Source organism: Rahnella inusitata (assembly GCF_003263515.1).
Taxonomy (GTDB): Bacteria; Pseudomonadota; Gammaproteobacteria; order Enterobacterales; family Enterobacteriaceae; genus Rahnella; species Rahnella inusitata.
The window spans coordinates 42,065-62,138 of sequence record NZ_JYDE01000019.1 but is presented as its reverse complement, the minus strand read 5'-3'; the positions used below and the strand labels follow the sequence as shown (position 1 = coordinate 62,138).

Annotated in this window: 14 protein-coding genes; 9 read left to right on the top strand and 5 right to left on the bottom strand. The window is 52.4% G+C overall.

Annotation, left to right across the window (positions count from 1 at the left end; translation table 11 throughout):
- Positions 1–16 precede the first annotated feature (16 nt).
- Positions 17–1,516: an MDR family MFS transporter gene (locus TU92_RS12115; protein ID WP_112167477.1), complete on the bottom strand. Its 1,500-nt coding sequence runs from the start codon at positions 1,514–1,516 to the stop codon at positions 17–19.
- 84 nt (positions 1,517–1,600) lie between these two features.
- Here TU92_RS12115 and TU92_RS12110 point away from each other — a divergent pair, with 84 nt between their 5' ends.
- The gene (locus tag TU92_RS12110) at positions 1,601–2,302 is read left to right on the top strand and encodes a TetR/AcrR family transcriptional regulator (protein ID WP_112167476.1); all 702 of its coding nucleotides are present in this window, start codon (positions 1,601–1,603) and stop codon (positions 2,300–2,302) included.
- A gap of 112 nt (positions 2,303–2,414) precedes the next feature.
- On the opposite strand, the gene TU92_RS12105 is transcribed toward TU92_RS12110, so the two are convergent.
- Positions 2,415–2,990, bottom strand: coding sequence for a hypothetical protein (locus TU92_RS12105; RefSeq protein ID WP_112167475.1), 576 nt, complete (start codon positions 2,988–2,990; stop codon positions 2,415–2,417).
- 348 nt (positions 2,991–3,338) lie between these two features.
- Between TU92_RS12105 and TU92_RS12100 the strand changes: the two genes are divergently transcribed.
- The gene (locus TU92_RS12100; RefSeq protein WP_112167474.1) at positions 3,339–4,541 is read left to right on the top strand and encodes an MFS transporter; all 1,203 of its coding nucleotides are present in this window, start codon (positions 3,339–3,341) and stop codon (positions 4,539–4,541) included.
- A 498-nt stretch (positions 4,542–5,039) separates the two neighbouring features.
- On the top strand, positions 5,040–5,576 hold the full coding sequence (locus TU92_RS12095; protein WP_112167473.1) for a hypothetical protein: 537 nt from the start codon (positions 5,040–5,042) through the stop codon (positions 5,574–5,576).
- A gap of 69 nt (positions 5,577–5,645) precedes the next feature.
- Here the strand turns inward: TU92_RS12095 and dcp are convergent, their stop codons facing one another.
- Positions 5,646–7,799, bottom strand: coding sequence for a peptidyl-dipeptidase Dcp (gene dcp / locus TU92_RS12090; protein WP_112167472.1), 2,154 nt, complete (start codon positions 7,797–7,799; stop codon positions 5,646–5,648).
- A gap of 185 nt (positions 7,800–7,984) precedes the next feature.
- On the opposite strand from dcp, the gene TU92_RS12085 reads away from it, so the two are divergent.
- Both TU92_RS12085 and cytX read left to right on the top strand, forming a co-directional pair.
- The gene (locus TU92_RS12085; RefSeq protein WP_112167471.1) at positions 7,985–8,641 is read left to right on the top strand and encodes a Qnr family pentapeptide repeat protein; all 657 of its coding nucleotides are present in this window, start codon (positions 7,985–7,987) and stop codon (positions 8,639–8,641) included.
- Positions 8,642–8,794: 153 nt separating this feature from the next.
- Positions 8,795–10,048, top strand: coding sequence for a putative hydroxymethylpyrimidine transporter CytX (gene cytX, locus TU92_RS12080; RefSeq protein ID WP_112167470.1), 1,254 nt, complete (start codon positions 8,795–8,797; stop codon positions 10,046–10,048).
- Positions 10,049–10,088: 40 nt separating this feature from the next.
- On the opposite strand, the gene ygjK is transcribed toward cytX, so the two are convergent.
- Positions 10,089–12,476 (bottom strand): alpha-glucosidase, encoded by a 2,388-nt coding sequence (gene ygjK / locus TU92_RS12075; RefSeq protein WP_112167469.1) that lies wholly within the window; start codon positions 12,474–12,476, stop codon positions 10,089–10,091.
- Positions 12,476–13,558 (bottom strand): protein YgjJ, encoded by a 1,083-nt coding sequence (ygjJ, locus tag TU92_RS12070; protein ID WP_112167468.1) that lies wholly within the window; start codon positions 13,556–13,558, stop codon positions 12,476–12,478. Before ygjJ ends, ygjK begins: the two co-directional genes overlap by 1 nt.
- A gap of 211 nt (positions 13,559–13,769) precedes the next feature.
- Here ygjJ and ebgR point away from each other — a divergent pair, with 211 nt between their 5' ends.
- The 4 genes from ebgR to TU92_RS12050 all read left to right on the top strand — a co-directional run bounded on the left by ebgR (position 13,770) and on the right by TU92_RS12050 (position 20,030).
- The gene (ebgR, locus tag TU92_RS12065; RefSeq protein ID WP_167457488.1) at positions 13,770–14,750 is read left to right on the top strand and encodes a transcriptional regulator EbgR; all 981 of its coding nucleotides are present in this window, start codon (positions 13,770–13,772) and stop codon (positions 14,748–14,750) included.
- 215 nt (positions 14,751–14,965) lie between these two features.
- On the top strand, positions 14,966–18,037 hold the full coding sequence (gene ebgA / locus TU92_RS12060) for a beta-galactosidase subunit alpha (protein WP_112167466.1): 3,072 nt from the start codon (positions 14,966–14,968) through the stop codon (positions 18,035–18,037).
- A complete protein-coding gene (locus tag TU92_RS12055; protein WP_112167465.1) occupies positions 18,037–18,489 on the top strand; it encodes a beta-galactosidase subunit beta in 453 nt (150 codons plus the stop codon). Before ebgA ends, TU92_RS12055 begins: the two co-directional genes overlap by 1 nt.
- Before the next feature lie 41 nt (positions 18,490–18,530).
- The gene (locus tag TU92_RS12050; protein WP_112167464.1) at positions 18,531–20,030 is read left to right on the top strand and encodes an amino acid permease; all 1,500 of its coding nucleotides are present in this window, start codon (positions 18,531–18,533) and stop codon (positions 20,028–20,030) included.
- Positions 20,031–20,074 lie beyond the last annotated feature (44 nt).

Below are 20,074 nucleotides of genomic sequence, written 5' to 3'. Positions count from 1 at the left end.
CACGCAGTGCCGCCGGTTATTTCTTCAGCACCGCATCTTTTTGCAACAGCGACAGCACGAACGCCAGCACCATCACACCGGCGGAAATCTGATACACCGAGTGCAGCGCTGAGGCGAATGCCTGTAAATAATCATCGCGGATGGCCGCCGGTAATTGCTGCACCGCCTGCGCGCCCAGTGAGTGCGGGAGCTGCGTGCCTTCGGGGATCAGCTTCTCCAGCTGCGTGCGTAAACCGTGGGTGAACAGTGCGCCAAACGCCGCCACGCCGATAGAGCCGCCGATAGAACGGAACAGCGTCACGCTGGATGTCGCCACGCCCAGTTGTTTCATCGACACCGAGTTTTGCACCGCCAGCACCAGCACCTGCATCACCATGCCCAGACCGAAGCCAAGGACGCCGATATACAAATACAGCTGCGGCAGCGTGGTGCTCAGTTTGAGATTGCCGAGCATCAGCATGCCGATAAAACTCAGCAGGGTGCCGAAAATCGGGAACATCCGGTAGCGACCAATGCGACTGATAATGCGCCCACTGACAATCGAACTGACCAGAAGCGCGCCCATCAGCGGCAGCAGTTGCATCCCGGCCTGGGACGGCGACGAGCCTTTTACCACCTGCAAATAAAGCGGCAGGAAGGTCATCGAGCCCATCAGCGACATCCCGATGATAAAGCTGATGGCGCAACTCAGCAGGAATGTGCGGTCGCGGAACAGCCCGAGCGGAATGATCGGCTCCGCCGCCAGCGTCTCTTCATAAATGAAACCACCGAGGGTCACCAGGCCAAACGCCAGAATGCACCACAGCTGCGGATCCGACCACTGATAGACCGTGCCACCTTCGCTGGTAAACAGAATGATGCTGGTCAGCGCCGCCGCCAGATAGGCCGCGCCAAGGAAGTCGATTTCGTGGCGAATACGCGCGGTTTGGGATTTAAGCGCGACACCGATTACCAGCAGCGCAAAAATACCCAGCGGCAGATTAATGTAGAAAATCCAGCGCCACGACATATGCTCCACCAGAAAACCACCGATCAGCGGGCCGATGACCGTCGCCAGCCCGAACACCCCGCCGAACAGCCCCTGATATTTTCCGCGCTCAGCCGGCGGGATCACATCACCCACCGCGGCCATGGTGACCACCATCAGCCCGCCGCCGCCCAGCCCCTGCAATGCACGCATGAGGATCAACTGGGTCATGTTCTGCGCCAGCCCGCAGAGAACCGAGCCGAGCAGGAACACCACAATCGCCGTTTGCAGCACAATTTTGCGGCCCAGCAAATCACCGAACTTACCGTACAGCGGCACCACGATGGTCGACGCCAGCAGATACGACGTCACCACCCACGAAAGCTGATCCAGGCCGCCCAGCTCACCGACGATGGTCGGTAATGCCGTTGAGACAATGGTCTGGTCGAGCGCGGCCAGCAGCATCACCAGTAACAGCGCGGAGAACAGAAGCTTGATCGAAGGCTTCGCTTGCGTCACTTCGCTCTGCGCTGAGTTCATAGTTGTCATGAATGCAATCCTGACTTGTAATTAATTAACTGTATAATTAATATTGACGCATCACTTTCATCCGGTCAATGGATCACCCCGCTCATGACAGACAGAAAAATCTCAGAAAAAGCGACGACAGCACAAAAGGTTCAAAAAGAAGGCGTAACAACCCCACGCCGTCCGGGTCGCCCGAGCGGGGTTAAAAAAGGCGTGGATAAGCGTGAACTGCTGCTGGATGCCGCCCTGAAACTCTTTGCCCAGTCCGGCATCGCCGAAACACCGCTGAGCATGATCGCCAAAGAGGCGGGTGTGACCACCGCGATGCTGCATTACTATTTCAATACCCGCGAGCAGCTGCTGGACGTCCTCATCGATGAGCGTTTTCAGCCGGTGCGCGCCGGTTTCAGCGATATCTTTGATATCCACGCCGACGATCCGCTGATGGCGATCACCTCAATGGCGCAGTGCATGATCGATGCGGCAGTAAAATATCCCTGGGTCGCCCCGCTGTGGGTGCGCGAAGTGATCAGCGAAAGCGGCATGTTAAAAAAGCGGATGGAAGAACGTAATGGCGATAAGAATCGCAAAATCGTGCACGACTGTATCACCCGCTGGCAAGCCGAAGGCCGCCTGAATCCGGAACTCGATCCGGCGCTGCTGTTCATCACCCTGTTCGGCCTGACGCTGTTCCCGCTCGCCTCGATGAAAATGCGCCAGGGCGCCCCCTCACCGATTTCCCCCGAAGCGCTGCGTAAACACGTTTCAGTGTTGCTCTTTCATGGGGTGGCGCCGCAGAAGCTATGATTAGCGTTAATTAATTTTATTAAATTGTTAGTCTTTCAATGAATAAGAGATCAAACATAAGCTCTTAAATCTGGTTTTATTTCCCTACATTATTTTAAAGAAGGAAATTAATCTAATCCTGAGACGCAGCAATATGCGAAATTGAGAACGGATATTCTCTCAAGGCTGTAGCAAGGAGTTGCTGTTTATGGACTGGCATTAACGTTGTACCAGGAAAGAACCCTCCTTTATTTGAATATGTTGCCCTTGAAAAACTATGTGATACATATCCCCCTTCCTTAGAATTTAATGAAGTTGAACTAAACTTAAGTTGTGCAAATGAATCATTTATTTTTATTAATGAAAATCCGTAACAATAAAGTTCAGGAAGTTTATTTTTACGCATGACAGCAGTATGATGTGTCATACCGACTGCTCTGTTGGCCAACCAATTTCCTTCCTTGTAGGTTTTGAAAGGTGTCATCATTCCCCTGCTCTCTCCCGGCGCACCTGAAGCATAACGATTCATTCCTTTGCTAGAAAAGTTGTTTATAACATCATCATCGAGTCTGTCACCCCTTTCCTCAAATATATTTACTGGGGAAATGTAAATCCCTGTTGGTTTAGTGCAAAAAACACCAATAAACCATTGGCCTGACTTAGCCAATTTAAAATCCTCGAAATCAATTTCATTATACATATAGTTCATTTATATATTCCATAAAATACATTAACTAAGATTATAAAGACCAGCTCCAATATAACAAAACTCACAATAAATTAGAGATTTTTTAAATAAAACACATGATTTATTATTTAAGGAAAAGTAACTCATGACAGATTAAATTTGGCCTCATGTTCATCTAGAGGTACTTCCCGATGGCCTCAAGGAAAAGATAGCGTTGAACCGCAGAAGCCTTAGATTTGAACTTTATCCGCTCCGAGAATCAGCGCACATCTCGCTTAAATACCGCATTTTTGTATCGAAAAATACTGCGCAGACTCGACTATTATCATTGGCTAGCGTCATCATCAATACATAGGGAATGCCTTAAGAATGAAGGGAATGCCGCCGCTGATCCTCGCGCTGCTCGCCAGTTCGTTAGTACTTACTATCGGGCGTGGCGTCACACTGCCGTTTATCACGATTTACCTGACCGAGCACTACCATCTGCTGCCGAAAAGCGTCGGGATTATCCTCGGTGCCAGCCTGGCAATCGGTATTCTCAGCGGCCTGTACGCCGGTTATCTGGTGGATAAATTTAATCACCGCACCCTCATCACCGTATCCATCAGCTCTTTCGGCCTGAGTTTTTTACTGCTGCCGGTGCTGCCGAACGTCACCGGCGTTCTGCTGGTGCTGGCACTGCTTAACGCCTCTTATGCGCTGCTAAGTATTACGCTTAAAGCCTGTATCGCCAGCTGGCTGCCGATCGAGAAACGGGTAAAGGCATTTTCGATGAACTACACGCTGGTAAACGTCGGCTGGGCGGTAGGCTCTTCTCTTGGCGTATGGCTGGCGGGGTTTAGCCCGATGCTGCCATTTGTGATTTCCGGCGTACTGGCCCTCGGGACGGTAATTTCTCTCGGCTGGGTGTTGCGCAATATTCCTCACAAGCCGCCGCAGACCGGGCAGGAACAAAAACCACTGCCAAAACCCAATTTGCGCCAGACACTGGGCATTCTCGCCCGCGATCGCCGCCTGATTTACTTCACGCTGGGCAGCACGCTCGGCTCAGTCGTCTTCGGCCAGTTTGCCGGATATCTCTCGCAATATCTGATACTGGTGTCGAATGCGGAGTTTGCCTATAAAATCATTGGCGCGGTGATGATCACCAACGCCGTGATTGTTATCGCCTTCCAGTACGTTTTAAGCAGCCGGATGAAGCAGCAAACGCTGCTGAAATGGCTGTTTCTCGGCACGGTATTCTTTATCGTCGGGCTGATCGGATTTATGACCGCCGGAGAGTCGGTACTGTTCTGGATGATTGCGATGGCGATTTTCAGCTTCGGCGAACTTATCGTCATTCCGGTGGAATATATGTTTATCGACTTTATTGCCCCGGAAAACATGAAAGGCAGCTACTACGGCATGCAAAACCTGAGCAATCTTGGCGGCGCAATCAACCCGGTCATGTGCGGCTTCCTGCTCAGCTACACCGCACCGGCGGTGATGTTTATCGCACTGATCGCCGCTTCGGTGGCCGGGCTGGTGTTCTTCTGGATGGGGCACAGGCTGGCGGCGCAGGGCTCCCATTAAACTCCAGCGAGCTACTTTGTTAGTGATACGCCATGAGCCATTTTTAGCGCAGGGGGGATTCTCTGCTCCGTCTGGTGAAGAACGAGACGGCGCAGAGAATCTACTTCCGGATTCATAACGGTTATCCAACTGCGCGCCTGAAATTTACGACTCATATTTCTTCTGAGTTAAAAAACCTAAGTAAAGTGCCTGAATAAAGGAAAACTCACGCTATTAACTTTAAATTAATTAATATGTGAAATATTAATTAATTGCATCTCATCTATTCGTCTGATCGATTTTATTTCCATCATTGCATAGATCTTTCTATTATCTATAATGCATATCGGCTTTTTAATTTTCATCACTTAAATGAACGTCATCAAGACGCCAGATGATATGAGCGAGACCGTCTTGAGGCGAGATAACCCACTATTTTTCAGTGTGTCATCAATAATACTCACCTGTAAAAACAGTCAGTTAAACAACGAATAATGTGTTTACAAGCCAGAGGGCAATATGAAAAGGAATTTCCCATTAAATCAAGATCGATACTTGGAAAATTTAACCAACGAAAGCCATTTACAAAATGGGGTTTGTTTTGCGATGACTCAGGACTGGCTAATGAACGAAATGTCAGCAACCAGAAAAGACAAGCAATATTATAAAGAGGTTCATCGTTTCTTTTCCCGTCAACGGGCATACTGTGAATTTACCTGGCTCACGCTGGGACAAATGTTGGTATTAAAAAGCGATCGTTATAAATCAACAGATGAAAAGTTACTTCGGTGCTATGAAGGTCAAAGAATTCATCAAGATAATAAGAATGGGTTCTATTTTGTAGCCGTCGTAAATGATGTGGATTTTTTCCACTGTATTGGCGTATCTGTTAATCAGAAAACTTATCGAGTATTTGATGCTAACTATGGCGAGTTTGAATGCTTTAGTCACAATGAAGAAGAATCTAAGTTAAAACTTCGGAGTTGGATAATGGAAAAATATTATTCTCGCAAAAATGCCCCTTACCTGACAATTGCCCGCTTATCGCCTAAATAAACGAAGAGAATGAAGAGCTTAAAAACGGCGGGTATCCTACCCACACCCGCCGTTCATCATTCTTTTCCGTTATTCTTCGAGCCCCCTGTTCTTCAGCATAGGCTCAATTGACGGTGCTTTACCGCGCCAGGTTTCGTACAGTTTTTCGAGATCTTCGCTGTTACCGCGCGAAAGGATTTGATCGCGGAATTTCTGCCCATTTTCCCGCGTCAGCCCGCCCTGCTCGGTGATACCCGCAAAGGCGTCGTCGGCCAGCATTTCGGTCCACAGGTAGGCGTAATAACCGGCGGCGTAGCCGTTGCCCCAGATGTGCTGAAAGTAGCTGGAACGGTAACGCGGCGGGACGTAAGCCAGATTGACGTTGTCCTTCGCCAGCGATTCTGCTTCGAACTTATCGACATCCTGCTGCGGATCGCTCGCGCTCAGGCTGTGCCAGTGCATATCGAGCAGCGCAGCGGCCAGCAACTCGGTCATGTCATAACCTTTGTTAAACTTATTGGCCTTCTCGATTTTGTCCTGCAATGCCTGCGGCATCACTTCACCGGTCTGATAATGTTTGGCGAAGTGAGTAAACACTTTCGGGTCACTCGCCCAGTGCTCGTTGAACTGTGACGGGAATTCGACAAAATCACGCGGCGTCGCGGTGCCGGAAAGGCTCGGGTATTGTTGATCGGCGAACAGCCCGTGCAGGGTGTGGCCGAACTCATGGAACATCGTGATCACGTCATCCCACGACAGCAAAGCCGGTTGCCCCGCAGCCGGTTTCTGGAAGTTCGCGACGTTGTAAATCACCGGTTTTGTGCCCAGCAGTTTGGACTGATCGACGTAGTTGCTCATCCACGCACCACCGCCTTTATTGTCGCGCTGGAAGTAATCGGCGTAGAACAGCGCCATTGATTTGCCGTCTTTGTCGAACACTTCAAAAACACGTACGTCGGGGTTATACACTGGCAGGTCTTTGCGCTCTTTAAAGGTGACGCCGTACAACAGGTTCGCCGCGTAGAAGACGCCATTTTCCAGCACATTATTCAGCTCAAAATAGGGTTTGATCTGTGCGTCGTCGAGGTCATATTTTTCTTTGCGTACCTGCTGCGCATAAAACTGCCAGTCCCACGCCGCGACCTTAAATTCGCCGTGCTGTTTATCAATCTGCGACTGAATATCTTTTGCCTCACGCTCTGCCCGGGCAGTCGCTGCCGGAACAATTTTGTGCATGAAATCCAGCGCGGCCTGTGGCGTTTTCGCCATCTGGTCTTCCAGCTTCCACGCGGCATAGCTCGGGAAGCCCAGCACTTTGGCCTGTTCGGCGCGGACTTTAGCCAGTTTCGCGATCAGTTCGCGGGTGTCATTGGCATCGCCTTTCTCTGCGCGATTGATTGAGGCTTCGTACAGTGCTTTGCGCGTTTCGCGGTTTTCCAGCGACTGCAACAACGGCTGCTGCGTGGTGTTTTGCAATACCAGCAGCCAGGTGTTATCCAGCTTGCGGTCTTTGGCTGCCTGCGCGGCGGCGGAAAGCTCGGCATCACTCAGCCCGGCCAGTTGCGCTTTGTCTTTCACCGTCAGGCCGCCCGCTTTGGTGGCGGCCAACAGTTTGTTGGTGAACTGAGTGCTGAGCGTGGCCGCCTGCTGATTAAGGGCTTTGAGTTTATCTTTATCCGCATCGGACAGATTCGCGCCTGACAGCTCAAAATCCTTATACGTCACCTCGATCAGGCGCTGGGATTCGGCATCGAGTTTTAGCGACGCGCGCTGGTCATAGACCGCTTTCAGCCGCGCAAATAATTTACTGTTGAGATGAATAGTGTCATCCATCGCGGCAAGCTTCGGCGACATGTCTTCATCTATTTTTTGCAGCGTATCGTCGGTATTCGCCCCGGTCATCGCGCCAAAGACGTTCTGGACGCGCTGCAACATCACGCCGGATTTTTCCAGCGCGACATACGTATTCTCAAAGGTCGGCGGAGAAGTGTCATCGGCAATTTTATCCACTTCAGCCAGTTTCTGACGGATGCCTTCAAGCAGCGCAGGTTCGTAATCACTGTCTTTATAGAGATTAAATTGCGGAGCCTGATACTCGAGCGGGCTGGCTTTTAAAAAAGGATTATCGGCGTTGATCGCGTGATTCATGACGTGCTCCTGCGTGGCGGGCGGCGCGGATTCTGCCGCCATTGCGTACTGGCTGAACGCCAGACTGGTTGCCATAAAGAGGATGGACAGACGCATTTCAGTCTTCCTTAGCTGATTGAAAGATGGACTCCGTTAAGCCTTTGAGAATAGACGCCTGCCAGCCGATCGGCAAAACGAATACTTAAGTAAATCGTGTTATTACGAGGCAGGTTCCATATTTTCGATCTGTATTTTCTGTCAGGATAAGCCCCTTCGCGGCGGGAAAAATGACAGAGAACGAGATGATCAAAGACCAGACTTTCAGCGACCAGCGGTTTAGCCAGAAGCAGCTGACGGGCGAAATATTTCATGATTGCCGGTTCCTGCGCTGCCGTTTCGACAGCAGTGATCTGTCTGAAGTCGCCTTCGTGAACTGTATTTTTTACGATGATGAAACGCAGGCAGGTTGCTCTTTTCAGCATGCGCAGCTGAAAGACGCCAGTTTCAAAAACTGCGATTTAACCATGGCCGACTTCAAAAATATTCAGGCGCTGGGTCTGGAAATCCGCGAATGCAAAGCCACCGGCGCAGATTTCAGCGGTGCCAGCTTTATGAATATGATCACCTCGCGCACCTGGTTTTGCAGCGCGTTCATGACCAAAAATAACTTCAGCTACACGAACTTCAGCAAAGTCATTCTGGAGAAATGTGAACTGTGGGAAAACCGCTGGACCGGTGCGAATGTGCAAGGCGCGAACCTCAGCGGCTCCGATCTTTCCGGCGGCGAATTCACCGAGTTTGACTGGAACAATGTGAACATCACCCATTGTGACCTGACGAATTCCGATCTTGGCGAACTGAACCTGCGCAAGGTCGATCTCGACGGCGTGAAAATCGATGACTGGCAGCAAAGTCATTTGCTGGAGAAATTAGGCGTGATTGTGATTCATTCGAAGTAAGGAAGAGATTGAAATTTTAAGAAGTGAGAAAAGGTTTTTTGTGCCGGAAATTCAGCAACTGAAACCCAAAAGTGCGCTTCCCCCATACCCGTCATCAGAATCCTTTGGCTTTGTGCTATAACAGACCTTCGCTGTAACCACGAAATTAACCTCATGAAAGATAATAGTATTTACTCACCGAAAACCTCTGTTCCGGAAAAATCACGGACATTAGGTTGGGCTGATTTATTCTCGCTTTGGTTCTCGCTCGGCATGGGCCTGATGGTATTGCAGGCGGGGGCGATTCTGGCTCCGGGTCTGGGGCTCGCGGGATCGCTGGCGGCTGTTGTGTTGGGTTCCGCAGTGGGCGTTGCACTGCTGGCGCTGGTCGGGGTGATCGGCGGACAGACGGGAATGTCGTCGATGGCATCGCTGAGGCTGAGCCTCGGTAAACGCGGCGTGGCGTTGCCGGTGGTGTTTAATCTGATCCAACTGGTCGGCTGGGGAGCGTTCGAAATCGTCGTCATGCGCGATGCGGCCACACTTCTGGCAAAACGGGCGTGGGGCGATGGCGGCTTGTGGGCCAATCCGACACTCTGGACGTTTATCTTCGGCGCAATCGCCACGCTGCTGGCGGCCAGCGGGCCTCTGGCATTTATCCGCGTGGTGTTGCGCCGCTGGGGGATCTGGTTGCTTCTGGCAAGTTGCGCGTGGCTGACCGGTTACCTGTTCCTGCATGCGGATTTATCCACGCTCTGGCACAAAGCGGGAGACGGCTCGATGCCGTTCGCGCAGGCCTGTGACATCGTGGTCTCGATGGCCTTTTCGTGGCTGCCGCTGGTGTCGGATTACACCCGGTTCGGCAAAACCGCCAGACAGAACTTCTGGGGAACGGCGTGCGGATATTTTCTCGGCAGCGTATGGATGATGTCACTCGGCGTGGGCTACACGCTGGCGTTCGTCAGCACATCGACTGACGCTAACGCCCTGCTGCTGGCACTTTCCGGCATCGCGCTGGGCATTCCATTGTTACTGATTCTGGTGGATGAACACGAAAACGCGTTCGCGGATATCCATTCGGCGGCGGTCTCGGCGGGGACATCGTTGCCCATCAGCATCGGAAAACTCACTCTGGGCATTGGCTTGCTGTGTACGCTTATCGCATGGGGTGTGCCGCTCACGCAGTATGAAAACTTCCTTCTGCTGATTGGCTCAGTGTTTGCGCCCCTGTTCGGCGTCGTGCTCACCCATCATTTTGTCCTGCACGCTCAGACCCATAAAGACCTGAATGTGCATTCACTGGCAGCATGGATTATCGGTATCGCGGTCTATCATCTGATGGCTCACCTGCTGCCGGACATCGGCGCGACCCTTCCGTCGCTGGTGGTCGCAGGGCTGGTGTGCTGGGGATTAGGGCGCAAATCCTGACCTACGAAAACCGCCCCGAGGGGCGGTTACGGCCACTGGATTATTTCAACTTACCCTGCCCGAAAAAATCGTTATACAACATATATAGATGCGCGGCGCTCCATGAGAAATTCGGGGCGCCCTGCTGCTTACCGTTGAGCGGGTTGTAATTCTCACGGATCGGGCCGTCGGTGATCAGTCCGTCGGCGTGGTCGAAGAAGGTCTGCGCCATAGCGATGGCATCATCGCGATAGCCATATTGCTCCATGCCTTTTAAGCCGAAATAGAGCTGATCGACCCACACGAGGCCACGCCAGTAGATGTCTGCACCGAACGCCGGATTGGTCAGCGAGGCGGTGCCGAGTGGCACGTAGGTGTTGAACTCTTTCGGATCTTTCATGACTTTTACTACCGCGTCGGCGTGGGCCTGCGTCGCTGCGCCGTTGAACAATGGGGACCAGCCTTCGGGACCTTTGCCACGTTCGACAATCGGCTTGCCTGCACAGCCATTTGCCAGCGGTTTGTCTTCAATACGGATGTCGTAGAAGAAGCCGCTGTGACTGTCGAACATGCAGGTATTGATGTAATCAGCCAGTTTCGCGGCTTTGCTGCGAAAAGCTTCCGCTTCGGATTTCTTGTCGAGAATGTCCGCCATTTCAGCCAGATATTTATTGTCGCTGAACATATAGCTGGCTTCGTCCACCGACTCCTGCAACAGCGAATAGCCTAACAGCGTGCCGTCGGCGGCGCGGTTTTCGGCGAAGCTGACCTGCCAGTCCTGTTTTTTACCCCCCTTTTCGACGTATTTCGCCAGCTGTTTGGCATCGATGAAGCCAAAGGCGGCGGCATCGTCACGGCCAGATTCCCAGGAGGCAGCAACTTGCGCGGGGATCTCAATGCTGTCGTATTTTCCTGACTTCACGACCTTGTCGTAATTCTTGAGCCCGGATTCTGTCTGTTCTTTTTGGCCGTCTTTGACGGTAAACAGCATCTTGCCGTCGGCAGTGTTATGCGCTTTATCGCGGGTCGCGCCATATTCCGGCACGCCGTTATGGTTATGATCACGGTTGCGCAACCACCAGTCATGATAAGCGACCAGCTTTGGGTACATCTCAGCCAGCCACGCCTTATCGCCAGTGGTTTTGTAGACTTCCATCACCGACCACGCCGCCAGACTCGGCTTGGTGTTGCGCTCATTCCAGTTGGTACCGTCCCCGCCGCGCTCGGCGCTCGGGTTATAGGCAATAAGATCGGGAACAAAACCGGCATCCCAGGGACGCAACGGATCGCCGGGCTGGATCTGAAACGCAAACACCGCACGGATATTGTCTTTCGCCACCTGCGGATTGAAATGGGCCATCGCGTACGCCTGTTTCCAGGTGTCCCATGGCCAGGTCTGATTACCAGAGAACCAGCGGCCGGTCACCGACGGCGTGACAGAATCAAACTTCATCGCGCCTGCCGCACCGCGCCAGTTACCGTTAAGGGTTTCGATGGCTTTTACCGCCACGCGTTCCTGTGCTTTTGTCGCGTGCGCATTGGTCAGCCCTTTATTCAAATACCCTTCCCAGCGCTCTTCACTTGCGGTGAGATAAGTGTGCGGATGGAGGAGAATATCGGCGATTTTCGGCTGTTCCTGCTGCACTTCGGCGGCAGTCAGCAGATGCGAATAGGTGGTGAAAATCGTAGTGGATCCGGAGATGTCCGCCTTGCCGGTAAACTGATGACCCTCGACGGTCGTCTGCATCGGCAGAGATTTGTGGATCTGATACTGTGATTCCCCTGATGTCATCAGGCTGGAAGGCGCACGCACTTTGCCGAAGGTAACGCGCAGCCCGTCAGCCGTCGGGAGGATAGTACGCGTATAGCCGGGATATTCCTGTTCGATGGTTTTATCCGACTGCGGCTTGCCTTCCTGAGCGTGAAGTTTCTCCAGAAGCTGGCCGTCCCACACCAGTTCCAGCGGGGAATCGGTGGTGATTTTGGTTTCAAGCAACGACGTGCGCGAGGTGACGAAACGCAGGGTCAGATCGATACGGATGCCGGGCGCAGTTAGCGTCTGAACAAGCGCGCCGGGAATGCTGTACGCCGTCATGCTCAGCGCGACTTTCTTACCTTCTTTGAAGACCGTCAGGCGGTCAAAATTCTCCGCCATAAAGTTGATGTATTCTTCGGTCAGCAGCGCCGGGCCAGGAAATCCGCCCATACTTTGCGGGCCTGCCGGTAATAAATGTCCATGCCACGCACCGTCATCAAATAACGGATTAAAACGCTGGTGCTCATCGAAATCATAATCGAGCATATATTGTGGCGCACCGGTACGGTTAATGACGTTTTTATAATCCCCTGCATGCAATATCTTGGCATTATTGGCCAGTGCAGTGCCGGAAATAAATAATGCCGCTGAGACCAAAAGTGTGGCGTATTTAAGTCTGCTGACGTTTTTCATTATGATTTACCCCAATAGAAATATTGCATCAGAAATACTGAATTACTGGCGCCGGTATTGTCGTTGCTCATATAAACTTTACTGTCTAATGCCGTCGCGAAGCGGCCACCGTAATATTCATACCAGATCCCAGCCTGTGCATAGGAAGTCGTGGTGTCAGCCGCATTATCTAAATGGTGTTCGGCGTAGCTGTACGCGGTGGAAAGATAGAGGCCTGACGCGGCTTCGGCCATCGCGCTGACCATCATCCCGGATTCGCTGCCCGGATGATTGCCATCGCCCTTGCCGGTGTGATGCCAGATGCGCCCGGCGAGATTTTTGCCCTGCAAACCGGCGAGAAACAGCTGCCCGGTGCCGTCGGTAAGCTCAAGGCCGTTGAGCAGCGTCAGCCCTTCCGTCAGGTCATATTGCGTATAACCGTTGACCATCGCCCGATAGGTGTATTTGTCTGAATAACGGTCATATTTTCCAAAATGCAGCAGCGCCTTGCTTTCATCGACACGGCTTTCCGGCGCGGCGGTCACGCTATAGCGAAACTTGCCAGTGAGGTTCTGAATTTTCGCAGCCTGAGTTAAATCGCGCGTATTGGGAATAACGTAACCGTATTCCGGTGTGAAATCGCCCCACCATTGCAGGTCATCGAGTGAGGAATCGTTGCGCATACTGAGGATCATCTCGGTGCCGTTATCCGTACGATAGCCGCCATAAAACCGGTTCAGGCCACCTTCAAATCCGCCCCAGCTGTGGTCCGGCACCCAGGCATTTCCCTGATGATCGGCCTGCACTGTCCAGCCTTCGCCATAAATAAGCCCGAACCAGTTGCCGTGCTTTATTTCCAGCCCGCCTTCGATATAAGTTCCATCGCTGTATTTATGCTGATCTTTACCGTTTAAATAGACGCTGCCGCCGCCGCCCATTTCACCATAAAAACGGTAGGCGGTCGCATCCGGGTTCTTAGGCGTTATTTCAGGCGGGGTTAATACATTGTGTTCGGCAGGTACGGCCGGTTCCTGCGCCCCTAAACTCATTGGCGAGGCGAATAATAAAAGCATTAATATTTTATTGAGTGATATTTTCTTCATGGTTATGCGCTTCGCTCAGGATGAGAAGTTTTAGGTGAGCCAAAAAGTAAAACGCATAGTAGTAAATATTTTACTAAAATATACTGAATTATTGGTAAAGCGTTAACCTTGTCACATTGCTTTTTTGGGCGCTCACGCAGCCGCAGCGGGTGTACATAAGCGGCTGATCACATTAAGCTACGGCTTTCGTTTACCTATTTATGAGACGCTGATGGCTACTTTGAAGGAAATCGCTGAGGCCGCGAACGTATCCGTTGCGACGGTTTCGCGCGTGCTAAATGACGATCCGAGCCTGAGCGTGAAAGCGCAAACCCGGCAGAACATTCTGGAAGCGGCGGAGCGTCTGGAATATAAGCTGTCCCCTTCCAAACGCAACGCGACGCACCGGATGACCTTCGCGGCGCTGTTCACCTACCGCCAGGGGCTGGAAATCGATGATCCTTACTATCTTTCCATGCGCTATGGCGTTGAAACGCAATGTGAAAAACTCGGTATCACGCTAATTTCTGGTTATGATTTCAGTGGCGATAAACCGTTGCCGTCCGCCGACGGATTTCTGGTCATCGGCCAGCCGCAGACCGCGCTGCATCAGCAACTCAGTCAGCAATCCTGCCCAGTGGTCTTCATTGACGGCGTGATGGAAGACGCACAGTTTGACTGCGTGAATGTGGATCTCTTTAAAATCAGCCAGAAGGTGATCGATTTCTTCATCGCCCAGGGTTACTCGCGCATCGGTTTTATCGGCGGGCGCGATCATCCGGAGTTCGCCGACCAGCGTGAGCAGGCGTTTGTGGAATATGGCCGGCTGAAAAACGTCGTGCAGCCACGGGATATTTATTACGGCGATTTCACCAGCCAGTCCGGCTATCAGTGTGCGAAGAAAATGCTGGCAGAGAACGCGCCCTGGCCACCGGCATTGCTGATTGCCACCGATTCGATTGCGCTGGGCGTGACCCGTGCGCTGCTGGAACATGGCGTGAAAATCCCCGAGCAAATCGCGCTGATAAGCGTCAACGACATCCCGACCGCCCGCTTTGTTTTCCCTTCTTTATCAACGGTTCGCATTCATTCAGAAACCATGGGTGCGCAGGCAGTCAACCTGCTGACTGAACGCCTGCGCGATGAACGCAGCGTACCGCTTTCGCTGTTTGTACCGAGCTCTTTGCAGCTGCGCGACACCACGCGCCGCTGATCCGGGGCTGGTACGAATCACTCTCTGGCACGCGGTTTTTCGATGAAAAGGCAGTGTCAGAGGGATCTCCGACGATCGGTAAAGTTAACTGCATGATCCTCAAACACATTTTTAAAATTGTGTGATCTCTCTGACAATCAGTAAATGTTTTTAGTTATTTTTACTAAATATTTACTATCTTATTTCCCATAGAAACACGTCTCAGGAGAGATCACGTGAATAATTGGGAAAACATCGACAAGCAGTCAGAAAACCGTTTACCGCCTCGCGCCCGGTTTTTCAGTTATGAAAACGCGCAGCAGGCGCTGAGCTTTGACCGCGCCGCCAGCCAGAATTTTCAGCTGCTTAGCGGCCGCTGGCAATTCCGCTATTTTGCGCATCCGGCGTTAGTTCCTGATGAATTCTACCGTCAGCCCGTGAGCGGCTGGGGTGATATCGCCGTGCCGGGGATGTGGCAAATGGAAGGCCACGGCCAGCTGCAATATACCGACGAAGGTTTTCCCTTCCCGATCGACATTCCTTTCGTGCCCACCAACAATCCGACCGGCGCATATCAGCGCACATTTTGTCTGGATGCTTCATGGGCAGGCAAACAAACCCTGATTAAATTCGACGGTGTCGAAACCTACTTCGAAGTTTACGTGAACGGTCATTACGTCGGGTTCAGCAAAGGCAGCCGCCTGTGCGCGGAGTTTGATATCAGCGCGGCGGCGCAGCCGGGCGAAAATCTGCTGTCGGTGCGCGTAATGCAGTGGGCGGATTCGACCTACATCGAAGATCAGGACATGTGGTGGATGGCGGGGATTTTCCGCGATGTGTATCTCACCGGCCAGGACCCTGTCCATCTGCAGGATTTTTCCGTCGTCACGGCATTCGATGAAAACTACTGCGATGCGACATTGAACATTGATGTCGCTCTGCACAACCTTCATCAGCCGGTCAGCGGTTACCGGCTGCATGCGCAGCTTTGGGATGGCGAACGCTGCATCGCGGAGTTGTCGGCAGAAGGCTTGTGTATCAGCGACGAAACCCGTTGCAGGCTGGAGATGCCGGTCAGTCAGCCACGTCAGTGGAACGCGGAGCATCCGGCGTTATATCAGCTGCTGCTGACGCTGTATGACGACGCGGGCAAGGTGATTTCCGTGGTGCCGCAACGCGTCGGATTTCGTGATATCACCGTGCGCGACGGGCTGTTTTATATCAACGGGCGTTACCTCAAACTGCACGGCGTGAATCGGCACGACCACGATCACCGCAAAGGGCGCGCGGTCGATATGGCGCGGGTTGAGCGCGATATCATCCTGATGAAACAGCACAACATTAACTCGGTGCGCACCGCACATTACCCGAACGATCCGCGCTTCTACGACCTGTGCGACATCTACGGCTTATTCGTCATGGCCGAAACCGACCTGGAAAGCCACGGTTTCGCCAACGTCGGCGATCTGAGCCGTATCACCGACGATCCGCGCTGGGAACGGGCCTATGTTGAACGCATCGAGCGACATGTGATGGCGCAGAAAAACCATCCGTCGATAGTGATGTGGTCGCTCGGCAACGAATCCGGTTATGGCTGCAATATCCGCGCCATGGCCACGCGCTGCAAAGCTCTCGACCCGACGCGTCTCATTCATTACGAGGAAGACCGCGATGCCGAGGTCACTGACGTCATCAGCACCATGTATTCCCGCGTTCAGATGATGAGCGCGTTCGGCGAATATCCGCACGCTAAACCGCGCATTATTTGCGAGTACGCCCACGCGATGGGCAACGGCCCCGGCGGACTCGCGGAATATCAGGCCGTGATGAACCGTCACGCCAGCCTGCAAGGGCATTACATCTGGGAATGGTGCGACCACGGCCTGCTGGAAACCGCCGAAAACGGGAAAATACGCTACACCTATGGCGGCGATTACGGCGATTATCCGAATAATTACAACTTCTGTATGGACGGCCTGATTTACCCTGATCAGACGCCAGGCCCCGGTCTGCGCGAATACAAACAGGTGTTGTGCCCGGTGGAAATCAGTCGCGATGGCGACGCTCTACGCGTCAAAAACCGTTACTGGTTCAGCTCACTGGCAGACATCACGCTGACGCTGACCGTACAGATTGCCGGGCGCTGCGCAGAAACCCGTAAAATCACCCTGCCGCACCTGCAACCTGGCGAATGTGAAGAAATTCCACTGCCGGAATTCACCGTCAGCGGCCAGGAAACCTTCCTTAACGTCAGCATCAGTAAAAACAGCCCGACCGCGTACAGCGAAGCGAATCATCCGCTCGGACATTATCAGGTGCTGTTGCAGGCCGCAGAGACGCTGGCGACCTTACCCGATGCGGATAGCCGCATACCGCTGGTTTGCGACGAGCAGAAGCTACTGATTATCGTCAGCGGTCAGGGCTTTCGCCTTGAGTTTTCCCGCCTCGACGGCGAACTGAAAAGCTGGCAGGTGGACGGCGAAGAAATCGTTGGCCGCGCGCCCACACTCAACTTCTTCAAACCGGTAATCGACAATCATAAGCCGGAGTTTGAAGGCATCTGGCAGCCTAATCATTTGCAGATCATGCAGCAGCATTTTCGCTCGCTGCATTGTGAGCGATTGAACAACGACGTCGTGATTGAAGTGCGCACGGTGATCGCCCCGCCGGTGTTTGATTTCGGTATGCGCTGCGTTTACCGCTGGCGGATATCGCCGCAGGGCGCGGTCAGTCTGGATCTGTCCGGCTCGCCCTATGGTGATTTTAGCCACGTTATCCCGAAAATCGGGCTGGATTTTGGCATCAGCCGCCGTTTTCAACAGGTGGAATATTACGGTCGCGGGCCGGGCGAAAACTATCAGGACAGCCGTCAGGCGAACCTGATTAGCCATTATCAGCAGCCGGTAAGCAGCCTGTTTGAGAACTACCCAATGCCGCAGGACAACGGCAACCGTCAGGATATCCGCTGGCTCAGCCTGCGCGATAACGCCGGAAACGGGATTTTCATTCAGCCGCGCCAGCCGATCAATTTCAGCCTGTGGCCGTACAGTTCGCAAATGGTGCAGCAGGCGCAGCACATCGACGAGCTCACGCCGGATAGCTGCCTGACCCTCAACCTCGACCATCAAATCATGGGGCTCGGCTCCAACTCCTGGGGCTCGGAAGTTCTCGATTCTTACCGCGTTTACTTCTCGGCGTTCAGCTACGGCTTCACGCTGGTGCCTTTCCGCCAGCAGGACACCGACAGCCTGAGTCTTGCCGAACAATCCTTTCAACCCCAGCCCTTAGAAACCCCGGAGGCGAACTGATGATTATTCTTGACTCGTTAACTGAATTTCAGCGGCTGTACGGCACAGGAAAAAAATGGCTGCGCTGCATGGAAGCAGTCAATAACGTTGAAAATATCCGTCCCGGCGTTTTTCACTCTGTCGGCGATTCGCTGGTATACCGACTGGCGTCCGGCGCAGAACCGCAGCGGGCAGAATTTGAAGGCCACCGCCGTTATTTCGATATTCACTACTACCTCGAAGGGAGCGAAGACATTGAATTCGCTGCCAAATCACGGCTTTACACTTTCGCGCCCTACAGCGATGAAACCGATCGTGAACTCTTCACCGGCAGCGGCGAAAAAATCACAGCGCGAAAAGGCCACGTCATCATTTTTGAAAATCACGAAGCCAGCCGCTTCCGGCCAGAAAAAAACGTTAAAAAAGTCATCCTGAAAGTGACCATCGAAGAAAGCTATTTCTTAAACAAATAATAAAAAACTCACCCTACAAATATCGCAGTTGGAGATTCACTATGGCCGGGTCCAGTCGCAATACGATCGGTAAATTTGGATTGTTATCCATGACGTTTGCCGCCGTTTTTAGCTTTAATAATGTCATCAATAATAATATTCAGCTGGGCATCGCCTCCGCGCCGGTCTTTCTGGTGGCGACTGTGCTGTATTTCATTCCGTTTTGTCTGATCATCGCCGAATTTGTCTCGCTGAATAAAAACTCGGAAGCCGGCGTTTACGCCTGGGTAAAAAGTGCGCTCGGCGGTCGCTGGGCATTTATGACGGCGTACACTTACTGGTTCGTGAATTTATTTTTCTTCACGGCGCTGCTTCCGCGCGTTATTGCTTATGCCTCGTACGCATTTTTAGGGCATGACTATATTTTCACACCGGTCACCACCGCCATCATCAGCATCTGTTTGTTCGCTTTTTCCACGCTTATTTCCAACAGCGGTGCGAAATTACTCGGCCCGATGACGTCGGTTACCTCCACATTAATGTTGCTGCTGACGTTTTCTTATATCGTGCTGGCGGGCGCGGCATTAATTGGCGGTGTCGAGCCGGCGAATCCGATCAATGTCGACGCCATGACGCCGCATTTTAACTGGGCATTCTTAGGCATTATCGCGTGGATATTTCAGGCGGCAGGCGGTGCGGAATCGGTCGCGGTATACGTCAATGACGTCAAGGGCGGCAGCCGCGCATTCGTCAAAGTCATCATCATTTCCGGGCTGGTGATCGGCGTGCTTTACTCCATCGCGTCACTACTGATCAACGTATTCGTAGCGCAGTCTGCGCTGCATTTCACCGGCGGCACGGTGCAGGTATTCGAAGGATTATCGGCACACTTTGGTTTACCGGCGGTAATGATGAACCGCTTCGTCGGCGTCGTTTCATTTACCGCGATGTTTGGTTCACTGCTGATGTGGACGGCCGCGCCGGTCAAAATCTTCTTTACTGAAATTCCTAAGGGGATTTTTGGGGAGAAAACCATCCGTCTGAATAAACACGGCGTGCCGACGCGCGCGGCGTGGATCCAGTTTCTTATCGTCATCCCGCTGATGTTAATTCCGACCCTGGGCTCAAACAGCGTGCAGGAATTAATGAATACGCTGATCAATATGACAGCCGCGGCATCCATGTTGCCACCGCTGTTTATTATGCTGGCGTATCTGAATCTGCGGCTGAAATATGACAACGTTGAACGCGATTTTAAAATGGGCTCTAGAAAGCAGGGGATCACCATCGTCAGTACACTGATTGTGATTTTTACCGTCGGATTTATCGCCTCAACATTCCCGACCGGCGCCAGCATTTTAACCATTGTGTTTTATAACGTCGGCGGGCTGGTGCTGTTCCTCGGTTATGCAGGGTGGAAATACAATAAATATTCTAAAGGGCTGGATGCACAAACGCGTTATCACGAAGACACCCCTTTGGCGAGAATTGTACTGGAATCGCAAAACGAGATGGCCCGCATAAAGGAGGCGAATATCGCAAAATCCCTTTCCGGCGCATGAGGAAAATAAAGGCATAAAAAAAACCGCCTGAGGTTAACAGGCGG

Excerpts from the sequence above, each read along its gene's own strand:
- ygjJ (WP_112167468.1), bottom strand. The coding sequence starts at position 13,558 with ATGAAGAAAATATCACTCAATAAAATATTAATGCTTTTATTATTCGCC.
- TU92_RS12050 (WP_112167464.1), top strand. The coding sequence starts at position 18,531 with ATGGCCGGGTCCAGTCGCAATACGATCGGTAAATTTGGATTGTTATCC.
- ebgR (WP_167457488.1), top strand. The coding sequence starts at position 13,770 with ATGGCTACTTTGAAGGAAATCGCTGAGGCCGCGAACGTATCCGTTGCG.
- TU92_RS12100 (WP_112167474.1), top strand. The coding sequence starts at position 3,339 with ATGAAGGGAATGCCGCCGCTGATCCTCGCGCTGCTCGCCAGTTCGTTA.
- TU92_RS12085 (WP_112167471.1), top strand. The coding sequence starts at position 7,985 with ATGATCAAAGACCAGACTTTCAGCGACCAGCGGTTTAGCCAGAAGCAG.
- cytX (WP_112167470.1), top strand. The coding sequence starts at position 8,795 with ATGAAAGATAATAGTATTTACTCACCGAAAACCTCTGTTCCGGAAAAA.
- TU92_RS12110 (WP_112167476.1), top strand. The coding sequence starts at position 1,601 with ATGACAGACAGAAAAATCTCAGAAAAAGCGACGACAGCACAAAAGGTT.
- TU92_RS12095 (WP_112167473.1), top strand. The coding sequence starts at position 5,040 with ATGAAAAGGAATTTCCCATTAAATCAAGATCGATACTTGGAAAATTTA.
- TU92_RS12105 (WP_112167475.1), bottom strand. The coding sequence starts at position 2,990 with ATGAACTATATGTATAATGAAATTGATTTCGAGGATTTTAAATTGGCT.
- ygjK (WP_112167469.1), bottom strand. The coding sequence starts at position 12,476 with ATGAAAAACGTCAGCAGACTTAAATACGCCACACTTTTGGTCTCAGCG.
- TU92_RS12115 (WP_112167477.1), bottom strand. The coding sequence starts at position 1,516 with ATGACAACTATGAACTCAGCGCAGAGCGAAGTGACGCAAGCGAAGCCT.
- dcp (WP_112167472.1), bottom strand. The coding sequence starts at position 7,799 with ATGCGTCTGTCCATCCTCTTTATGGCAACCAGTCTGGCGTTCAGCCAG.
- TU92_RS12055 (WP_112167465.1), top strand. The coding sequence starts at position 18,037 with ATGATTATTCTTGACTCGTTAACTGAATTTCAGCGGCTGTACGGCACA.